Genomic DNA, 19,191 nt, shown 5'->3' with positions numbered 1-19,191 from the left:
GCGGGCCCAGCACCGGGCCCAGCACCGGGCCATGTCCGCCTTGCGGGCATTCCTCGCCGACGAGGCGGCGGGCGGCATCGTGCTGATCGTCGCCGCCGTCCTGGCGATGATCGCGGCCAATTCGCCCTTGGCGTCCGCCTATTTCCACTTCCTGCATCTCGAAACCGGACCGGCGCTTGCGCCGGCGTTGGGGCCGATGACGGTGCATCTGTGGATCAACGACGCGCTGATGGCGCTGTTCTTCCTGCTCGTCGGGCTGGAGATCAAGCGTGAACTGATCGACGGACAACTCGCCAGTCCGGCGCGGCGGCGCCTGCCGATCGTCGCGGCGGCGGCGGGGATGATCGTGCCGGCGCTGATCTATCTCGTCATCACCATGGGCGATGCGGCGCTGCGCCCAGGCTGGGCAATCCCGGCGGCGACCGACATCGCCTTTGCGATCGGTGTGATGGCGCTGCTCGGCCCACGCGTGCCGCCCGCGTTGAAGCTGTTCCTGACCACGGTCGCGATTGTCGACGATATGGGCGCGGTCGCGATCATCGCGGTTGCCTATAGCCATGGCCTCGATCTTGGCGCGCTCGCGGCGGCGGCCGGTGTGCTTGCGATCATGGCGGCGATGAGCCGGCGCGGCGTGCGGTCGCTCGCTCCCTATCTCGTTGCCGCCGTCCTGCTCTGGTGGCTGGTACTGCTGTCGGGTGTGCATGCCACTGTCGCTGGCGTTCTCGCCGCAGTCTTCATCCCGATCACGCCCACGCCGGGGTCGCCCGATGACGAGCATTCGCCGCTCCACCGGCTCGAACATGCCCTCAGCCCCTGGGTCGCTTTCGCCATCGTGCCGCTGTTCGGCTTCGCCAATGCCGGGGTCGCGCTGGGCGGCATGTCGCTCTCCGTCCTCGCCGAGCCGCTGGTGATCGGCGTGACGGCGGGGCTGTTCCTCGGCAAGCAGGCCGGAATCCTCGGTGGCATCGTACTGGCCGAGCGATTGAAGATCGCGCAGCGGCCCAAGGGTACGAGCTGGACGCAACTTTACGGCGTCGCTCTGCTCGCCGGGATCGGCTTTACCATGAGCCTGTTCATCGGCGGTCTCGCATTCCCGGGCGAAGCGGTGCTGATCGACAAGGTCAAGATCGGCGTGCTCGCCGGATCGATCCTGTCGGCGGTTGCCGGGTTCCTCGTGCTGCGCTTCGCCGCAGTCCCTTCAAAAGCGGCAATGGAGGCTTGATGCGGACATTCTTCGATCCCCGACAGCTGGCCCATGCGCCGCTTCAGGAACTGCACAATGGCGGTTTCATCGACTATTCGGAGACGCCCCGGCGCGCCGAAGCGATCGGTAGGGTGCTGCCGGGTCTCGAACTGCCAGCCAACCATGGCGAAGCGCCGATCCTCGCCGTGCACGATGCCGGCTATATCGATTTCCTCAGGACCGGCCCGGCGCGTTGGGCGGCGGCGGGTCGGCCCGGTGATGTGATGGGCTATATCTGGCCGATCGTCGGCCGGCGTAGGCTGAAGCTCGACCGCATCGATGCGCTGGCCGGACAGTACAGCCTCGATGCCTCCACCCCGTTGACTGCCGACACCTGGGACGCCGCTTACTGGAGCGCGCAGAGCGTGCTGTCGGCGACCCATGCCGTGCTTGGCGGCGACCGCGCCGCCTTCGCGCTGTGCCGCCCGCCCGGCCATCATGCCGGAGCGGATTATCTCGGCGGCTATTGCTATCTCAACACCGCCGCGATCGCTGCGCAGGCGGCGCGCAAGGCGGGGGCGAAGCGCGTCGCGATCCTCGATATCGACTATCACCACGGCAATGGCACGCAGGACATCTTCTGGGACCGCGGCGACGTCTTCTACGCCTCGCTTCATGCCGATCCGGCCACGGATTACCCCTTCTTCTGGGGCCATGCAGATGAGGTCGGCGAAGGTGAAGGGACAGGCACGACACTCAATCTGCCGTTGCCGCAGGGCGCGACGCTTGAGGCCTTTCGCGCAGCCCAGGCAACGGCGCTGGACGCGATCGCCCGGTTCGGTCCCGATCTGCTCGTCCTGAGCTTCGGCGCCGATACCTGGGACGGTGACCCGATCTCCGACTTCAAGCTCGCCACGGTCGATTATGCGACACTGGCGCGCGATATCGCAGCGCGGGGCTGGCCGACGGTCATCGCCATGGAGGGCGGCTATGCGGTCGACGCGCTGGGGGCAAACGTGACGAGCTTGTTGAGCGGCTTCGGACAGCTCGTGCTTAACCCTAGCGCCCGGTGAAGCGGCCCGGCCGCCGCTCCGCGACCGAGCGGACGCCCTCGCTGAAATCCTCGGTATCGCGCAGCTCTGCCTGGCGTAACGCTTCGATTGCGGTGGCGGCGCGGATTGCTGCGACCAGCCCGGCGCGCAGCGTCGCGCGCGTCGATTGCACGGCGAGCGGGGCGTTTTCGGCGATCTCGCGTGCCAGGGCGCGGGCCGCCTCGTCCAGACCGTCGAGCTCGACCAACTGGTCGACCAAGCCCCAATCGCGCGCGGTTTCTCCGGTGACGCGCCGCCCGGTCAGCAGCATCAACGCCGCGCGCTGATCGCCGATCAGCCGGGGCAGGCTATGCGTGATGCCGAAGCCGGGATGAAAGCCGAGCTTGACGAAATTGGCCACAAAGCGCGCTTCCGGTGCGGCAACGCGGAAATCGGCGACCAGGGCGAGGCCGAGCCCGGCGCCGACCGCCGCGCCCTGAACTGCCGCAACGATCGGTTTGCGCACGCCGAACAGGCGCGCGGCCTGGGCATAGAGCGCGTGGGTGAAGTCCTCGCGCACGCCATCGACGCTGCCCGTCCCCGGTGTCAGGTCAGCGCCGGCGCAGAATGCCCGGCCCTCGGACCTCAGGACGCTGGCACGACAGCCGGGATCGGCATCGATCGCGTCGAACGCATCGGCGAGCGCGCCGACCAGATCGATACTGACGAAATTATGTGGTGGCCGATGGAAGGTGACGATGGCGATATCACCATCGCGCTCGATCGATACGGTGTGGTCGGCAATGGTCATTTCAGCGTTTCATTCCGAACAAATTGCGGGCCACGACCCATTGGTGGACCTCGGTCGGCCCGTCATAGATGCGCATCGTGCGCAGCTTCGATGCCATCAGGTGCAGCGGCAATTCCCGCGTCATGCCCATCGCCCCGAACGCCTGCATGACATGGTCGACCACCTCATAGGCCATTTCGGTGGCATAGGCCTTGATCATCGAGATCTCCTGTCGGACATCGCGGCCCTGATCGAGCTTCCAGGCGCAATCATAGGTCATCAGCCGCGCGGCATGGATGCGAGTCGCGGCGTCGGCGGCCCAGAACTGGATCGCCTGGCGCTGCGACAGCGGCTGGCCGAAAGTCGTGCGTTGCGGCGCATAGTCGATCAGCATGTCGAGCGCGCGCTGCGCCATGCCGATCGACCAGGCGGCCATTTCGACCCGCCGCGTGCCGAGCCGGACCTGCATCGGCGCAAAGCCGTCGCCTTCCTGTCCCAGCAGCTTCCAGCCGGGCACGCGGCAGTCCTCCAGCACCAGCTCATAGGTTGCTTCGCCGCCGAGCATGGCGATGCGGCGGAGCACGTTGAAACCAGGCGCATCGCGATCGACCAGGAAGGCGGAGATGCCGTTGCGCGCGCCCTCGCGCTTCTCGGTCACCGCCATGACGATGGTGAAGTCGGCCTCGTCGGCGCGGGTAATCCAGATCTTGTGGCCGTTGAGTACCCAGTCGTCCCCGTCGCGCACTGCGCGGGTGGTCATGCCCGATGGATCGGAGCCGGCACCGGGTTCTGAAATGCCGATCGCGGAGATCGTCTCGCCGCGCACATAGGGCATGAGATAGGCGTCGCGCTGGCGCTCGGTGACGGTCGCCGTCAGCATGCGCAGATTGGGCGAATCCGGCGGCAGGATATAGGGGACGACGGTGCGGGCAAGTTCCTCATTGACCCCGACCATCGCCACCTGCGGCAAATCCATTCCGCCGATATTGGCCGGTGCATCCAGGCCCCACAAGCCCATGTCGCGCGACACCGCGTCGATGCGCACGCGATCGTCGGTGGCGAGTTCCTTGGACTCGCCGGCCGCCTCGCGCGCCAGCACGCCGGCTTCATGCGGCAGCAATTCGGTATCGACGAAACGTCGCACCAGATCCTTGAGCATCCGGTGGTCGTCATCGAGTTCGAAATGCATCGCTATCGTCCTGCCCAGACCGGGAGAGTGATCGGCGCCGAGCCGGCGGTGCGAGCATCGTAACCGGCGTGCGTCTGCGTGACCAGACCAGCGACCATCCGGTTCATCGGTCGGCAGACCTGCCCAATGGGTCTCCAACGAATATCCGAACCGACGCCGAACGGTAACGTCCACGTCACGACAATGCTGCACCCGCGAAGGCGTTCGTACTTCAACGGGGGCCTTTCATGCGCATCACATCCACACTCGTCTTTCTGCTCGCCTCGGTCGCGGCGCTGCCAGCCATGGCGCAGGTGCAGGAACCCAGCGCCGAGGTCGATAAGAACGACATCATTGTGACCGCGCAGAAGCGTAGCGAAAAGGAAGTCGACGTACCGATCACGCTGAGTGCGGTGACCGGCGAGCGGATGAAGCAGCTCGGCGTTTCCGACCTCGACGAACTGGCTTTTTTCATCCCGGGGCTCAACATCCAGGAACAGAGCGCCAACAATCCCGGCATCGTCATTCGCGGCATCACATCGGATTCCGGATCGGCGCAGCAGGCGGCGCGCGTCACGCTCTATTATAACGGCGTCGATATCTCGCGCTCGCGCGGGTCGTATCAGGACATTTACGACGTCGAGCGGATCGAAGTGATCAAGGGGCCGCAGGCGACCCTGTTCGGCACCGCCTCGGCGGTCGGCGCGATCAGCATCATCTCGGCGCACCCGAAGGAAGGCTTTTCGGGCGAATTGACCGGCGGGATCGGCAATTTCGACCAGCGCCTGCTCGCCGGCCACATCAACCTCGGGTCGGACAAAATCGCCGGCCGCTTGGCTTTCGCGTTCAAGAAGCGCGACGGCTATGTCAACAATCTCGCGCCCAACCAGGACGATCTCAACGGTCAGAACCAGCTTGGCGTGCGCGGATCGCTGCGCTTCACCCCGACCGAGGATCTCACCGCCGACCTGATCCTGACCTATGACCGGCAGCGTAACCCGGGGACTGCGTTCGTTTCGCGCGCGCTGCCCACCGCATCGGGGCCGGGCAATCCGTTCGGCGACGCCTATCTCGGCGGATCGCCGCTTTCGCGGCAAGCGCTTGGTGCAGCGAAGCTCGGGCTGAAGCGCGACGTCTATGACGCCAATCTGACGCTCAGCTATAATTTTGCCGATGACTGGTCGGTGACCATGGTCAATGCCTATCGCAAGTTCGATTCGCTCGAAATCTTCGACGCCGACGGCTCGGCCGCCTGGTATCTGGAATTCGCCGAAGGCGCCAAGGGTGACCAGTTCAACCATGAAACCCGCTTCGCCTACACCAGCGACCGGTTTCGTGGGTCGTTCGGCTTCAACTTCTTCCATGAAAACAGCCTGCAGAACGTACCCTTCTCGGCCGAAGAAGGCACTTTCCTGCAATGCGCGGCACGGCTGATCCCGGGCCTCGCCTGTGTTGCGCCGAACGGCACCGTTGCCGCTTCGGGGGCCACCGCGATCCTGACCAAGGGCGCGGCGACGGTCATTCCGTACAGCTCGGTGTTCCAGAACTCAGGTATCAACGACAGCTATTCGGTCTTTGCCGATGGCACCTTCACCCCGACGCCGCGGCTCGAACTGACCGCCGGCGTGCGTCTGCTGATCGAAAAGCGCCAGTCGGGCTTTTTCGCGCGCGTACCGCGTTCGGTCATCACTGGCGGTGCGTCGCTGATTCCCGGCCAGGTCGATACCGGTGGCCAGACTTTCCGTACCGAAGACAGTTTTTCCGCCGTCCTGCCGCGCTTCAACGCACTGTACCGTCTGTCGGACAAGGTGAATGCCTATGCCACCGTATCGAAGGGCCGCCGCTCGGCGACCGTGCAGCTCGGTGCGGCAGCGAGGGCAACCGGGCCGGTCGCCGCCTTCACGCCGGTCGCGGCGGAGAATGTCTGGAATTACGAGGTCGGGCTGAAGGGATCGGCAGGCATCGTCTCGGGATCGATCGGTGCTTATTACATGACCTATGATAATTTCCAGGTCAGCGTGGTCCTGCCCAACGGCACCACCCAGACACAAAGCGCCGGCACGGCAAGCAACAAGGGCGTCGAGGCGGAAATCAATCTTCGCCCGACAAAATGGCTGAGCGCCTTCGCCAATATCGCCTATATCGATGGCGGCATCGACGACAAACCGGGCATTGCGGCCAATTTCCGCGGCGCCAAATTCCGGCTGCAGCCCGATGTTCAGGCGTCGGGGGGAATCACCATCGACACGCCGATCGGCCATGGTCTCCGTCTCTTCGCTACGCCAACGATCACCTATCGCAGCCGTATCTTCTTCGAGATTCCGAACAATCCGCTGATCGCCCAGGGGCCGGTGACTCTGGTCAATGTGCGGGCTGGCGTCGGCTTTGGCGGCGAGGGTGGCGACCGGTTCGAACTGGCCGCCTTCGCCCGCAACCTGTTCAACAAGGATTATCTGCTCGATGCCGGCAACACCGGCGGCGGGTTCGGCATTCCCACCTATATCCCCGCCGAACCGCGTCTCTACGGCGTGCAATTGTCGGCGAAATTCTGACGGACGCTCATGGCCGTCCTTCTGCCGCAGCACGAAGGACGGCCAAAAAGGGGCAGTTGAACGCGCTCCGCCTCGCTCATTGAGTTTCTGGCATAGCTTGCCTGCCCCCTTGCATCGGCTATCATTCGGCACATTGGGGGGCTTTTCATGAACCGATATCTTGCGGCGGGTCTTTCCCTGGTGCTTCTATTGCCGGCCATGCCGGTCGCGGCTTCGACGCTCGACTATGACTGCGATTCGACAGGAGGTCGGTTCTCCGCGTTGAAAACGACGCAATCCGGTAATGTGAACAAGATCAGTGGTGTGCTGACGGCGCGCAACATGATCGAAATTCCCCGATGGGGAGCCGTAGGCAATGTCGCATTGAGCAGTGCCGACGGTAAGAATTCGATCCAGCTGCAGCTGGCTGGCTTCCCGAGCGTGGATGCCCAAGCCATGACGGCCTCAATCATTCTCACCATCGGTGGCGAGAAAACAGAGGTCGAGATCGGCAAATCTGCATTGCTGCAGCCGATGCCCTTCACGATCAGCGTCGATGCATCGGGTTCGGCAACCATCGCCTTCGCCGGAGTGCAGAAGAACGCTATTGTCGTATTGGGTCCAGCACCGGTCGCCCGCGTGTCCTGCTCAACCGGCGAGTTCATCTTCGAGAAGCTTGACCTCGGCAACTGAGCTTACGGGAAATCGACGCTACAGCGCGGCATCGCCGGCTTGGAGTCCGAGCCATTCGAGGTCGCCCGGCAGGTCGTTCGCAGCGAAGTCGATCTGCAGTACACGGCGTCGTCTGGGCCTGGTGGCCGCTTCCGATGCATGCAGGATCAGTGTCGCGTACAGCCATACATCGCCGCGCTCGGCGAGACAGACGATCGTGCCGCATCGTGCGACGATCGTATCGATTTCCGACTCGGCGATCCGGCCCAGCCGATGCGAACCCGGCGCGATCAGCAACGGCGCATTGGTGTCGGGCACGTCGTCGAGGTGTACGCGCATCGTTACCATGCCGGCGAGCAGGTCGACCGGCGGCGCGACATGGGTCATCCCGGCTTTGATCGTCCAGGGCCCGAACCCCGGAGTCTCGTGACGCTCGCGTACCACGACCGTGCGGTCCTGATGCCAGCCCAATGCCCAATTGGTCGCCTCGGTCTTGTCGAACAGGATCGCGCGCACCGGCCGGCATTCCGGACCGAGCGTTTGCGCCGCGAGTGCGCCGAGTGATCCATCGCTTGCCAGCAGCGGGACAAGCGCATCGACGCCCTGCAGCCTGATTCCAGCACGCTCCTGTGGCTGGCGATCGGCCAATGCATCAAGGTCACCCAGAATCGAAAGGGCGGCGCGACCCTGTCGCACCGCCCCATCATGTTCGAGCGTCATTGCTGACACGGATCAGAGCTTTTCGGTCAGCTCCGGTACGATCTTGAACAGATCGCCGACCAGGCCGATGTCCGCGACCTGGAAGATCGGCGCGTCCTCGTCCTTGTTGATCGCGATGATCGTCTTCGAATCCTTCATCCCCGCGAGATGCTGGATCGCGCCGGAGATACCGATCGCGATATAGACTTCGGGGGCGACGATCTTGCCGGTCTGGCCGACCTGATAGTCGTTCGGGACATAGCCCGCGTCCACCGCGGCACGCGAAGCGCCGACGCCGGCACCGAGCTTGTCGGCAAGCGGTTCGATGATCGAATGGAAGTTCTCCGAGTTCTGCAGCGCACGGCCACCCGACACGATGATCTTCGCGCTGGTCAGTTCGGGACGCTCCGACTTGGCGATCTCGGAGCCGACATAGGTCGACAGCCCCTTGTCACCGGTCGATGCGACCTTCTCGATCGTGCCCGATCCACCCGAGGTGGCGGCCTTTTCGAACGCGGTGCCGCGTACCGAAATGACCTTCTTCGCATCCTTTGACTGCACGGTGGCGATCGCGTTGCCGGCATAGATCGGGCGCGTGAACGTATCTTCGCTCTCCACCGACAGGATGTCGCTGATCTGCATCACGTCGAGCAAAGCGGCAACGCGCGGCGCGATATTCTTGCCGTTCGAGGTCGCGGGCACGAGGAACGCGTCATGATCGCCCATCAGCGAGACGACCAGAGGCGCGACATTCTCGGCCAGCGCATGCGCATAGGCGGCGTCATCGGCGACATGGACCTTGCCCACGCCGGCGATCTTGGCGGCTTCGGCGGCAACCGCATCGACGCCCGAACCGGCGACGAGCAGATGGACTTCGCCGAGCTTCGACGCGGCGGTGACCACGGCGAGCGTGGCATCCTTGACGACCTTGCCGTCATGTTCGACCCAGACGAGCGTCTTCATTTCGCGACTCCCATCGCCTTGAGTTTAGCCACCAGTTCATCGACATCGGCGACCTTGACGCCAGCGGTGCGCTTGGCCGGCTCGACCACTTTCAGCGTGGCCAGACGCGGGGAGACATCGACGCCGTAATCGGCCGGGGTCTTTTGCGCGAGCGGCTTGGACTTGGCCTTCATGATGTTGGGCAGCGACGCATAGCGCGGCTCGTTGAGGCGCAGGTCGGTGGTGATGATCGCGGGTAGCGAGAGCTTTTCGGTTTCCGAACCGCCATCGACTTCGCGCGTCACCGTGACGCTGTCCGATGCGAGCTCGACCTTCGAGGCGAAGGTCGCCTGGCCGACGCCGAGCAGGCCGGCGAGCATCTGGCCGGTCTGGTTGTTGTCGTCGTCGATCGCCTGCTTGCCGAGGATCACCAGATCGGGCTTCTCTTCCTCGACGATCTTGGCGAGCAGCTTGGCCACGCCGAGCGGCTCGACCTTTTCTTCCGAGACGACCAGGATCGCGCGGTCGGCGCCCATGGCGAGCGCGGTGCGCAGCGTTTCCTGCGCCTTTTGCTCGCCGATCGACACCACGACGATCTCGGTGACGCCCTTGTCCTTCAGGCGGATGGCTTCCTCGACCGCGATCTCGTCGAACGGGTTCATGCTCATCTTGACGTTCGCCAGATCGACGCCCGTCCCGTCCGCTTTCACGCGGGGCTTCACGTTGTAGTCAAGCACCCGCTTGACCGGCACCAGCACCTTCATTGCATCTTCTCCGTGTGACCGAATGCGTTCCTGGGGAGAAACGGTTCAGGCGGCAGCTTTGACTTCCGCGACGATCTTGCGCGCCGCATCGCCGAGATCGTTGGCAGGCACGATGGCGAGGCCAGAGGTCGACAGGATGCGCTTGCCCTCCTCGACATTGGTCCCTTCGAGGCGAACCACCAGCGGCACCGAAAGGTTCACTTCCTTGGCCGCGGCGACGATACCGTCGGCGATGATGTCGCACTTCATGATGCCGCCGAAGATGTTGACCAATATGCCCTTCACCGCCGGATCGGCGAGAATGATCTTGAACGCCGCGGTCACCTTCTCCTTCGAAGCGCCGCCGCCGACGTCGAGGAAATTGGCCGGGAACATGCCGTTCAGCTTGATGATGTCCATCGTCGCCATGGCGAGACCCGCGCCATTGACCATGCAGCCGATATCGCCGTCGAGCTTGATGTAGGCGAGGTCGTATTTCGACGCTTCGAGTTCGGCTGGATCCTCTTCGCTTTCGTCGCGCAGCGCCATCAGGTCGGGATGGCGGAACATGGCGTTGCCGTCGAAGCCGACCTTGGCGTCGAGTACCAGTAACTGCCCGTCATCCGTGACGGCGAGCGGGTTGATCTCAATCTGCTCGGCATCGGTGCCGAGGAACGCGTCATACAGCTTGGAGGCGGTCGACGCGGCCTGCTTGGCGAGATCGCCCTCAAGGCCCAGCGCATTGGCGACGGCGCGGCCGTGATGCGGCATGAAGCCGGTCGCGGGATCGATGTCGAAGGTCTGGATCTTTTCCGGCGTGTCGTGCGCGACGGTTTCGATGTCCATGCCGCCCTCGGTCGACACGACCATCGAGATGCGGCCCGATGCGCGGTTGACCAACAGCGCGAGGTAGAATTCCTTGGCGATGTCGACGCCGTCGGTGACGTACAGACGGTTGACCTGCTTGCCATGCTCGCCGGTCTGGATCGTCACCAGCGTGTTGCCGAGCATGTCGGTCGCTGCCGCGCGAACTTCATCTGCGGTCCTGGCCAGCCGGACGCCGCCCTTGGCGTCGGGGCCGAGTTCCTTGAACTTGCCCTTGCCGCGGCCGCCGGCATGAATCTGCGCCTTTACGACATAGAGCGGCCCGGGGAGCTTCGCGGCCGCGGCGACCGCCTCGTCCACGGTGAGGGCGGCAAAGCCGGCAGGAACGGGGACGCCGAACTTGGCGAGCAGTTCCTTGGCCTGATATTCGTGGATGTTCATGGGGCGGGCGCCTCTTCAGAAAATCGATGTCGCAGGGCCTTAAGCACAGCGCGTCAGGCGAATCCACCCCTTCGGATGCTGACAGCTCGCGCACCGCGCGGCGAAGGAGCGACCTGGTGACTGCCGTCACACCATGCGACTAGTCAGCCAGGCCGACGGCGCAAAGCCCGGCGGAACTGGTAGTCACGCGGACAATCTCCGGATCGTTCAGCGACCGCACCCGGTGGAGGAATTGCTCGAGATCGCCGGATTGCTTCGCCTTGCCCAGCGCGGACAGGCGACGCAGTTGCAGCAGCGAGAGGCGATCGGTCATCCGGCGCGCCATGCATCCGGCGATCGACTTGGGAATTCCGGCCTTGATCAGGCCGTCGCGGGTGAGCGTCTCCGGCGTCGAACAGGCGGCGAGGAGCAACGCCGGGAGCAACAGCATGGAGAACGGCAATAGACGGCGCATCGGCGGCCTCGCAATCATTCAGTCCCGCCGCTATATCGCGCCCCATGCATTGGACAACCGGCCTGCCGCTATTTTTCGCGACGATCCTCGCGATGGAACTGGTCGCCTATGTCGCGCACCGCTGGGTGATGCACGGGTTCGGCTGGTTCCTGCACGAAAGCCATCACCGTCCGCGTACCGGCCATTGGGAACTGAACGATCTCTATGCGGTGATCTTCGCGATCCCGTCGTTCATATTGCTGCTCGGCGGCGTGCAACTCGGCTGGTGGCCGGGCTTCACCTGGATCGGGGCGGGGATCGCCGGGTATGGCGCAATCTATTTCGGCTTTCACGACGTGATCGTCCATCGCCGCATCGCGACCCGCTATCTGCCCAAATCATCCTATATGAAGCGCATCATCCAGGCGCACCGGTTGCACCATGTCGTCGAGACAAAGGCGGGCACGGTCAGCTTCGGCTTTCTCTGGGCCCCACGGCCCGAGGTATTGAAAGCTGAACTCAAGCGCCGCCAGCATGCCGGGGTTCGTGCGCCTGCCGGGCGGCCGGACGCCGTGCCCATCGATTGACCGAAGGCGCATTGTTTTTCGCGCTGGCGGTGCCGGCGGTGATCCTGCTCGGCCTGTCCAAGGGCGGGTTTGCAGGAATGGGCGCCCTGTCGCTGCCGATCATGGCGCTGGCGATCTCGCCGGTGCGGGCGGCGGCGATCCTGCTGCCGATCCTGATCGTGCAGGATGTGGTGAGCTTATGGGCCTTTCGCAAAAGCTGGGACGGCTATGTCCTCGTCTGGACCTTGCCGGGAGCGGCGATCGGCATCGGGCTTGGCTATCTGTTCGCCGCACAGGTTTCGGCCGATACGGTGCTCGGGCTGGTCGGTGCGATCTCGCTGCTGTTCGGCGGCTACCGCTTGTGGGTCGAACGCGGCGGCGTGCTGCGCACGTCATCGCGTTCGCCGGGCTGGGTCGGGGCGCTGTGCGGCGTCGCCTCGGGCTTCACCAGCCAGATCGCCCATGCCGGCCAGCCGCCATTCCAGGTCTGGGTGCTGCCGCGCCGGCTCGACCGCGATGTGCTGATTGGCACGACGGCGATCTTCTTCGCGGCGGTCAACTGGGCGAAAGTGCCGGCTTACTGGGCGCTGGGCCAGTTCAGCCACGACAATCTCATGGCGGCGGCGTTGCTGCTGCCGGTGGCGATCGCCTCCACGCTGGCCGGCGTGTGGCTGGTGCGTCGGGTCGCGCCCGACCGCTTCTACAGCGCGATCTATGTGCTGATGATGCTGGTCGGGGTGAAACTCATCTGGGATGCGCTCACATAGGTTTCCGTTCGCCCTGAGCTTGTCGAAGGGCCGTCTTTCTCCCGTCGGGCCGAGGAGAATGGTGCTTCGACAAGCTCAGCACGAACGGGAGGGAGTATCGCCTGTCAATCGAACAGCGACGACACCGAGCTCTCATCCGCGATCCGCTTGATCGCTTCGCCGAGCAAGGGGGCGATGGTCAGATGGCGGATGCGCTTCGCGTCCTTGATCACCTCATGGCTGCCGATCGAATCGGTGATCACCAGTTCCTCCAGCGCCGATCCTTCGACTCGCGCTACGGCGCCGCCCGAGAGCACACCGTGCGTGACATAGGCGACGACGCCCTCGGCCCCGGCCTCCTTCAGCGCGGCGGCAGCGTTGCACAGGGTGCCGGCCGAATCGACGATGTCGTCGATCAGGATGCAGAAGCGGCCCTCGACTTCACCGATGATGTTCATCACCTCCGATTCGCCGGCGCGCTCGCGGCGCTTGTCGACGATCGCCAGCGGCGCGTTGTTGAGCCGCTTGGCCAGAGCGCGGGCGCGCACCACGCCGCCCACGTCGGGCGATACGACCATCAGGTTGCGGTCGCCGAAGCGAGTCAGGATGTCGGCCGACATTACCGGCGCACCATAGAGATTGTCGGTCGGGATATCGAAAAAGCCCTGGATCTGCCCGGCATGGAGATCGACCGAGAGCACGCGGTCGGCACCCGCCACGGTGATCAGATTGGCGACCAGCTTGGCCGAGATCGGGGTGCGTGGGCCGGGTTTGCGATCCTGCCGGGCATAGCCGAAATAGGGCACGACGGCAGTGATGCGCTTGGCCGAGGCGCGTTTCAATGCGTCGATGCAGATCAGCAGCTCCATCAGATTGTCGTTTGCCGGATAGCCGGTCGATTGCAGCACGAACACGTCCTCGCCGCGGACATTCTCATGAATCTCGACGAACACTTCCTCATCGGCAAAGCGTCGCACGCTCGCCTGGGTCAGTGCGATTTCGAGATAAGCGGCGACATCGCGCGCCAGCGGCAGGTTCGAATTGCCGGTCAGTAACTTCATTTGGGCCGCCCTTTTTGCTCGCCGATTGAGCGTCTCTTAGAGGCGGGCTAGAGAAATCGAAAGGCAGGAGTGCGACGATGCCCGGTGAGACCAGCTTTCGACCCGATGTCGACGATTATATCGGGGCGGCACGCGTCTGGTATATGCATGCCTTGCAGGCGCGCCGCTTCGCCGTCCGCGCATCGATCATGCTGGCGCTGGTAACGGTCGGCGGGGCCCTCATCGTCTGGGACGAACCCGATCTTACGTACCGCGCGCTGTTTGTTCTGGGCATGACGGGCGGCTTTATCGGCCTCATCACGATACTCATGCTGATAAGCTATGCGCTGCTGCCGCGCCGTGCGACGCGGCTTTTTCACCAGCAGCGCATCCTCGCGCGTGACTTTGCCTTCCTCTGGAACGATGTCGGCACCGTTTCCAGCTCGACCAGCGGGACCAGCACGATCCCCTGGGGCGATTATCACGACTGGGCCGAGGGGCGGGCAACGTTCCTCTTCTTCTTCAACGACCAGCTTTATCAGTTCGTCCCGAAACGCGTGCTTACACCGGAGCAACTGATCGACCTGCGGACTTCGGCGCAGGCGGGGATCGTACGCTGATCGCTGGTTGCGGCCTTAGAGCATCGATCCTAGTGCGACGCATATGACCGTCATCACCCGCTTCGCGCCCAGCCCGACCGGCACCCTGCACGTCGGCAATATCCGCACTGCGCTGCATAACTGGCTATGGGCCAAGAAGACCGGCGGGCAATTCTGGCTGCGCATCGACGATACCGATGCAGGGCGTAGCGAAGAAGTGTTCGTCACCGCGATCCGCACGGATCTCGACTGGCTCGGACTGGCGCACGACGGCGAGGAGCGGCAATCGGCGCGCTTTGCCCTGTACGAGGCCCGCTTCGAGACGTTGCGCGCCGCCGGGCATATCTATCCCGCCTATGAAACGGCGCAGGAACTCGACCTGAAGCGCAAGATCGCCGCCGGGCGCGGACTGCCGCCGATTTACGACCGTGCGGCGTTGGCGCTGAGCGACGGCGATCGTGCCGCGCTTGAGGCCGAAGGAATCCGTCCGCATTGGCGCTTCAGGCTCGAACATTCCGCGCCGATCGAATGGGACGACCTGGTTCGCGGCCATCAGCGCTTCGACGGAGCGACGATGAGCGATCCGGTGATCCGACGTGCCGACGGGTCTTGGCTCTATATGCTCCCGTCGGCGATCGACGATATCGATATGGGGGTCACGCATGTCGTGCGCGGCGAGGACCATGTGTCGAATACCGCGCTGCAGTTGCAGATGTTCGCCGCGATGGGTGCGACGCCGCCGGCTTTTGCGCATGAGGCACTGCTGGTCGGCAGCGAAGGCAAATTGTCGAAGCGGCTGGGGTCGCTCGGTGTCGAGGCGTTTCGCGAGCAGGGCATCGAGCCGCAGGCGATCCGGGCGCTGCTTGCGCGGCTCGGCACCAGCGATCCGGTCGAGCCGATTGCCGAGGCCGGGCCGCTCATCGCCAGCTTCGACTTCGCCCGCTTCGGCCGCGCGCCCGCGCGTTTCGACGATGCCGAGCTGGCGGCGGTCAATACGCGCATTATCCATAGCCTCGATTTCGATCAGGTCGCCGACCGGCTGCCGACCGGCATGGGGCGTGCGGAATGGGAGGCGGTGCGTCCCAATCTGACGGTCATTGCCGAGGCGGCGGACTGGTGGGGCGTGATCGAGGGGCCGGTCGAGTCGGTGATCGACGATGCCGATCGCGACTTCCTGACTGAAGCAGCGCGAGTTGCGGGTGAGCTCGACTGGGGCGCGGACCCCTGGCACTCGCTGACCGCTGCGCTCAAGGCATCGAGCGGCCGGGGCGGCAAAGCGCTGTTCCTGCCGCTGCGCCGGGCGCTGACCGGGCGCGATCATGGTCCGGATATGGCTGCATTGCTACCGCTGATCGGACGCGCGCGCGCGGTGGAACGACTCACGCCGTAATAAGGCGCCTTTCCTTGATGACGATGATGTAATGGTATAACATTACTCTTGGCCGCCGGAACGAGCGGACGGGAGAGGGCATCAATGTATACCAATCGTCACGGCGGACCTAGCATCCGGCTCGGCTCGCTCGGTCTTGCCGCCGGATCCTATGGCCTGATCCTGGCGGCACTGATCTCCTCGATACCCCCGCTGTTCGCCTATGCACCGGCTACAATATTGGTGACCCGGAATATTCCGGTCATCGATCATGCGCCGACGGTGCCGCTGTGCAGGACAATCGAACCCAAATCTGAGCTCAGGCCTGGCATAAAGGCGAAGGTGTCGCTGCCGCGACTCTCGACCCGTCGCGTCAGCCGACCGGGGTCGACTCATCGAGCCGGTCGGCGGGCTTTTGGCCCGGCCATGCCCACAGAGCCTCTTTTAAATTGTAGTCCGACGTTGGTGCTGGGGTGACTGATGCGCGGCAAACCGTGCCATTGCAGCGTTGTGACGTTATATCATTGACAGTCATCAAGGTAACGTTGTATCATTTCATCAACAAGCCGGCGACAGACCGGATGTTGCACTCAAGGAGATGATGGAGACGGCCAATGTACGCGGATCGTTATGGCAAGACCGGGATCAAGCCCGGTTCGCTGACTGTCGCAATCGGATTGAACGGCGCGATCCTCGCCGCGCTGATTTTCTCGACGCCTGAGATAACGACGCGGGTTGAGACGATTCTGGAAGGGACGAACATCCCTATTCCAGAAACTCCCCCTCCCGAGCCGATCAAACCTGAGATCAAGCCTAAGCCCGAAACGAAGGTGATTCAGCGGGCTCAGCCAGAGCGACCAATAAACCCCGACCCGATCATACAGACAGCGAGCACCAATCTCGTCAGTGGGACGACAACGATCACCCCTCCCTTTGTGCCGGGCACAGGTACGGGTACGGTTACCTATGATCCGCCGCCTCATGTCGCTGTGTTGACCGGCGCGCTCCGTGATCCGAAATATGCCAGTGTGTTCCAGCCGACCTATCCGGCGGGCGAACGGCGTGCGGGCAATGAAGGCCGTGTCACGGTGCGAGTCCTGATCGGCGCTGACGGTCGCGTGAAGCAGGTGATAAAGGTCAGCGCGGCGAGCGACGCCTTTTTCGAAGTGACCGAGCGCCAGGCACTGAGCAAGTGGCGCTTCAAGCCGGCCACGCGCGACGGTGTTCCGCAGGAATCGTGGCAGACTCTCAGTGTCAGCTTTGTGCTCAACGAGGAAGGTTGAGCATGAACAGGTCCGGACGGTGCTGATTAACTTTCCTGGGGCACCGTCCTGACCATGGGCGCGTGGGGCTGGCATCGCCGTCCCCACGCGCCTATCTTCACGCCCATGAGCGTCCTTCGTCATTTCAACATGTTCCGCGCCGTCGACGACCTGCGCGGATTCCTGAGGCAGCGCCGGCCGCATGAGCTGGGCTTTCTGCTGCTGTCCGTTGCGCTGTTCGGCTCGATCCTCGTCGCCTTCACGATCGATAGCCATGAAGAGCGGGTCTATCGGCCCAACATCATCTACGTCCAGCAATGGCCCGCATCGCGCACCGATGCCGAAATCCGCGCGCAACAGAAGATCGACGGGCCGATCGAGGCCAAGCGCCGTGCCGACGAGGAAGCACAGCGCAAGAAGACCCAGGAAGAGTTCAAACGACTCGACAGCAAGCTCGAAAAGCTCGGCATCTGAGCGCAGCGTTGCAAGCCGATGCGCGCTGGATGGCGGCGGCGCTTGCGCTCGCCGAGCGCGGGCGCGGACGCACCGCGCCCAATCCCAATGTCGGCTGCATCATCGTCAATGCCGGACGCATCGTCGGGCGAGGCTGGACCCAGCCGGGCGGGCGACCTCATGCCGAGGCCATGGCGCTGGCAGCGGCAGGTGACGCGGCGCGCGGTGCGACCTGCTATGTGACGCTTGAACCCTGCGCGCATGCATCGTCCCGCGGCCCCGCCTGTGCCGACTCGCTGATCACGGCAGGCATCGCGCGCCTGGTGGCCGGCCTGCGCGACCCCGATCCGCGCACCGACGGACTGGGCGCCGAGCGCCTGCGCGGCGCGGGGGTCGAAGTCGCGATGGGTATTGCCGAGGCCGCGGCGCGGCGCTCGATGGCCGGTTTCATCACCCGGCGCACGAACGGCCGGCCGTTCGTCACGCTGAAGCTGGCTCAGTCGCTCGACGGCGCGGTGGCGATGGCCAGCGGGTCGAGCAAATGGATTACCGGTCCCGAGGCGCGTGCCCATGCGCATCTCGAGCGCGCCCGGCACGAGGCGATCCTGGTCGGGCGCGGGACATGGCAGGCCGATGCTCCCTTGCTCGATGTCCGTCTGGCGGGACTGGGCGCGCGCAGCCCGCGGCGCATCCTGCTGTCCCGATCGGAAGGACCTGATGGGTGGGAGACTGTGGCGACGCCCGGCGACATCGCGATGCTGGCCGATACCGACCATCTTCTGGTCGAGGGAGGGGTGCAGACTGCCGCCGCTTTCCTGTCCGCCGACCTGGTGGATCGCCTGCTTCTTTACCGTGCGCCGATTCTCGTTGGTGGTGGCCTGACCTTGCCCGGTATCGGCCTGGCCGATCTCACTGCCGCGCATGGCCGGTGGCGCCTGCATGACAGCCGCATGCTTGGCAGCGACCAGCTCCAGGTCTACGAGCGCGACGATCGCCAGCGCGACAGGGAGCCCGTCTGAATGTTCACCGGCATCATCACCGACATCGGTGCGATCGAGCGACTCGAAACGCGGGCCGACACCGGCGGCGACATGCATGCGCGCATCTCGACCAGCTATGATACCACGGCGGTGGAACTGGGGGCGTCGATCGCCTGTTCCGGCGTCTGCCTGACTGTTGTGGACAAGGGGCCAAGCTGGTTCGCGGTCGATGTGTCGGGCGAAACGATCAGCCGCACCGCGCGCGATCAGTGGAGTGAAGGCCGGCGCCTGAACCTTGAACGTGCCTTGAAGCTTGGCGACGAACTGGGCGGGCATATCGTTACTGGCCATGTCGACGGCATCGGCACGATCGACGCGATCGAGCCGGATGGAGGCTCGCACCGCGTGACGGTGATCGCGCCGGCCGATATCGCGCCTTATATCGCGGCCAAGGGATCGGTGACGGTCGACGGTGTTTCGCTCACCGTCAACGCTGTGGCCGACCGTACCGACGGGACCACCGCGTTCGATCTCAACATCATTCCCCACACTTGGGCGGTCACCGCGCTTGGTGACCTCACGGCGGGCCGCGCGGTCAATCTCGAGATTGATGTGCTGGCGCGTTATCTGGCGCGGATGCAGGAACGACTCGCTACCGCGTAATGTTCGCTCTTGATGTTGTAATGTGATGATCATATCAAAGATCACATCTCGATGT

20 protein-coding genes are annotated in these 19,191 nt (G+C 64.3%); 12 read left to right on the top strand and 8 right to left on the bottom strand.

The genetic code is table 11. From position 1 onward, the window contains the following. Window positions 1–31: 31 nt before the first annotated feature. Complete coding sequence (gene nhaA, locus H3Z74_RS20445; protein WP_229726709.1) at window positions 32–1,222, top strand: Na+/H+ antiporter NhaA; 1,191 nt, start codon at window positions 32–34, stop codon at window positions 1,220–1,222. Continuing rightward, on the top strand, window positions 1,222–2,256 hold the full coding sequence (locus tag H3Z74_RS20440) for a histone deacetylase family protein (protein WP_187761359.1): 1,035 nt from the start codon (window positions 1,222–1,224) through the stop codon (window positions 2,254–2,256). The genes nhaA and H3Z74_RS20440 overlap by 1 nt, the downstream gene beginning before the upstream one ends. Here the strand turns inward: H3Z74_RS20440 and H3Z74_RS20435 are convergent. Further along, window positions 2,243–3,025, bottom strand: a complete 783-nt coding sequence (locus H3Z74_RS20435; RefSeq protein WP_187761358.1) for an enoyl-CoA hydratase/isomerase family protein — start codon at window positions 3,023–3,025, stop codon at window positions 2,243–2,245. The two genes, H3Z74_RS20440 and H3Z74_RS20435, sit on opposite strands and share 14 nt — an antisense overlap. A gap of 1 nt (window position 3,026) precedes the next feature. Next, complete coding sequence (locus tag H3Z74_RS20430; RefSeq protein WP_187761357.1) at window positions 3,027–4,193, bottom strand: acyl-CoA dehydrogenase family protein; 1,167 nt, start codon at window positions 4,191–4,193, stop codon at window positions 3,027–3,029. A 227-nt stretch (window positions 4,194–4,420) separates the two neighbouring features. On the opposite strand from H3Z74_RS20430, the gene H3Z74_RS20425 reads away from it, so the two are divergent. Further along, window positions 4,421–6,724, top strand: a complete 2,304-nt coding sequence (locus H3Z74_RS20425; protein WP_187761356.1) for a TonB-dependent receptor — start codon at window positions 4,421–4,423, stop codon at window positions 6,722–6,724. Window positions 6,725–6,871: 147 nt separating this feature from the next. Then, window positions 6,872–7,396, top strand: a complete 525-nt coding sequence (locus tag H3Z74_RS20420) for a hypothetical protein (protein ID WP_187761355.1) — start codon at window positions 6,872–6,874, stop codon at window positions 7,394–7,396. An 18-nt stretch (window positions 7,397–7,414) separates the two neighbouring features. Here H3Z74_RS20420 and H3Z74_RS20415 read toward each other — a convergent pair whose 3' ends face one another. The 5 genes from H3Z74_RS20415 to H3Z74_RS20395 all read right to left on the bottom strand — a co-directional run bounded on the left by H3Z74_RS20415 (window position 7,415) and on the right by H3Z74_RS20395 (window position 11,455). Then, window positions 7,415–8,095 (bottom strand): phytanoyl-CoA dioxygenase family protein, encoded by a 681-nt coding sequence (locus tag H3Z74_RS20415; RefSeq protein ID WP_187764440.1) that lies wholly within the window; start codon window positions 8,093–8,095, stop codon window positions 7,415–7,417. Window positions 8,096–8,107: 12 nt separating this feature from the next. After that, window positions 8,108–9,037: an electron transfer flavoprotein subunit alpha/FixB family protein gene (locus H3Z74_RS20410; RefSeq protein ID WP_187761354.1), complete on the bottom strand. Its 930-nt coding sequence runs from the start codon at window positions 9,035–9,037 to the stop codon at window positions 8,108–8,110. Continuing rightward, window positions 9,034–9,780 carry an electron transfer flavoprotein subunit beta/FixA family protein gene (locus tag H3Z74_RS20405; RefSeq protein WP_187761353.1) on the bottom strand — a complete coding sequence of 249 codons (747 nt, stop codon included), beginning with the start codon at window positions 9,778–9,780 and terminating at the stop codon, window positions 9,034–9,036. The genes H3Z74_RS20410 and H3Z74_RS20405 overlap by 4 nt, the downstream gene beginning before the upstream one ends. Window positions 9,781–9,825: 45 nt before the next feature. Beyond that, complete coding sequence (gene sucC, locus H3Z74_RS20400) at window positions 9,826–11,025, bottom strand: ADP-forming succinate--CoA ligase subunit beta (RefSeq protein ID WP_187761352.1); 1,200 nt, start codon at window positions 11,023–11,025, stop codon at window positions 9,826–9,828. Between the two features lie 139 nt (window positions 11,026–11,164). Beyond that, a complete protein-coding gene (locus H3Z74_RS20395) occupies window positions 11,165–11,455 on the bottom strand; it encodes a hypothetical protein (protein WP_229726708.1) in 291 nt (96 codons plus the stop codon). Window positions 11,456–11,523: 68 nt separating this feature from the next. Here H3Z74_RS20395 and H3Z74_RS20390 point away from each other — a divergent pair, with 68 nt between their 5' ends. After that, window positions 11,524–12,045, top strand: coding sequence for a sterol desaturase family protein (locus H3Z74_RS20390; RefSeq protein ID WP_187761350.1), 522 nt, complete (start codon window positions 11,524–11,526; stop codon window positions 12,043–12,045). Window positions 12,046–12,056: 11 nt separating this feature from the next. Beyond that, entirely contained in the window at window positions 12,057–12,791 is a 735-nt protein-coding gene (locus H3Z74_RS20385) for a sulfite exporter TauE/SafE family protein (RefSeq protein WP_390901780.1), read from the top strand. A gap of 104 nt (window positions 12,792–12,895) precedes the next feature. On the opposite strand, the gene H3Z74_RS20380 is transcribed toward H3Z74_RS20385, so the two are convergent. Next, window positions 12,896–13,831: a ribose-phosphate pyrophosphokinase gene (locus H3Z74_RS20380; protein ID WP_187761348.1), complete on the bottom strand. Its 936-nt coding sequence runs from the start codon at window positions 13,829–13,831 to the stop codon at window positions 12,896–12,898. Window positions 13,832–13,908: 77 nt separating this feature from the next. On the opposite strand from H3Z74_RS20380, the gene H3Z74_RS20375 reads away from it, so the two are divergent. From H3Z74_RS20375 to H3Z74_RS20350, 6 genes are all read left to right on the top strand, one after another. Next, window positions 13,909–14,430 carry a YcxB family protein gene (locus H3Z74_RS20375; protein WP_187761347.1) on the top strand — a complete coding sequence of 174 codons (522 nt, stop codon included), beginning with the start codon at window positions 13,909–13,911 and terminating at the stop codon, window positions 14,428–14,430. Window positions 14,431–14,473: 43 nt separating this feature from the next. Then, window positions 14,474–15,799, top strand: coding sequence for a glutamate--tRNA ligase (locus H3Z74_RS20370; RefSeq protein ID WP_187761346.1), 1,326 nt, complete (start codon window positions 14,474–14,476; stop codon window positions 15,797–15,799). Window positions 15,800–16,455: 656 nt separating this feature from the next. Continuing rightward, window positions 16,456–17,061 (top strand): energy transducer TonB, encoded by a 606-nt coding sequence (locus tag H3Z74_RS20365; protein WP_229726707.1) that lies wholly within the window; start codon window positions 16,456–16,458, stop codon window positions 17,059–17,061. Between the two features lie 105 nt (window positions 17,062–17,166). Continuing rightward, entirely contained in the window at window positions 17,167–17,514 is a 348-nt protein-coding gene (locus H3Z74_RS20360; RefSeq protein ID WP_187761344.1) for a hypothetical protein, read from the top strand. Window positions 17,515–17,543: 29 nt separating this feature from the next. Further along, a complete protein-coding gene (ribD, locus tag H3Z74_RS20355) occupies window positions 17,544–18,512 on the top strand; it encodes a bifunctional diaminohydroxyphosphoribosylaminopyrimidine deaminase/5-amino-6-(5-phosphoribosylamino)uracil reductase RibD (protein WP_187764439.1) in 969 nt (322 codons plus the stop codon). Beyond that, window positions 18,513–19,136: a riboflavin synthase gene (locus H3Z74_RS20350; protein ID WP_187761343.1), complete on the top strand. Its 624-nt coding sequence runs from the start codon at window positions 18,513–18,515 to the stop codon at window positions 19,134–19,136. The last annotated feature ends 55 nt before the right edge of the window (window positions 19,137–19,191 follow it).

Origin of the sequence: Sphingomonas alpina, from assembly GCF_014490665.1 — a bacterium.
Classification (GTDB): Bacteria; Pseudomonadota; Alphaproteobacteria; order Sphingomonadales; family Sphingomonadaceae; genus Sphingomonas; species Sphingomonas alpina.
This window is presented reverse-complemented; position numbering and strand designations above follow the sequence as displayed.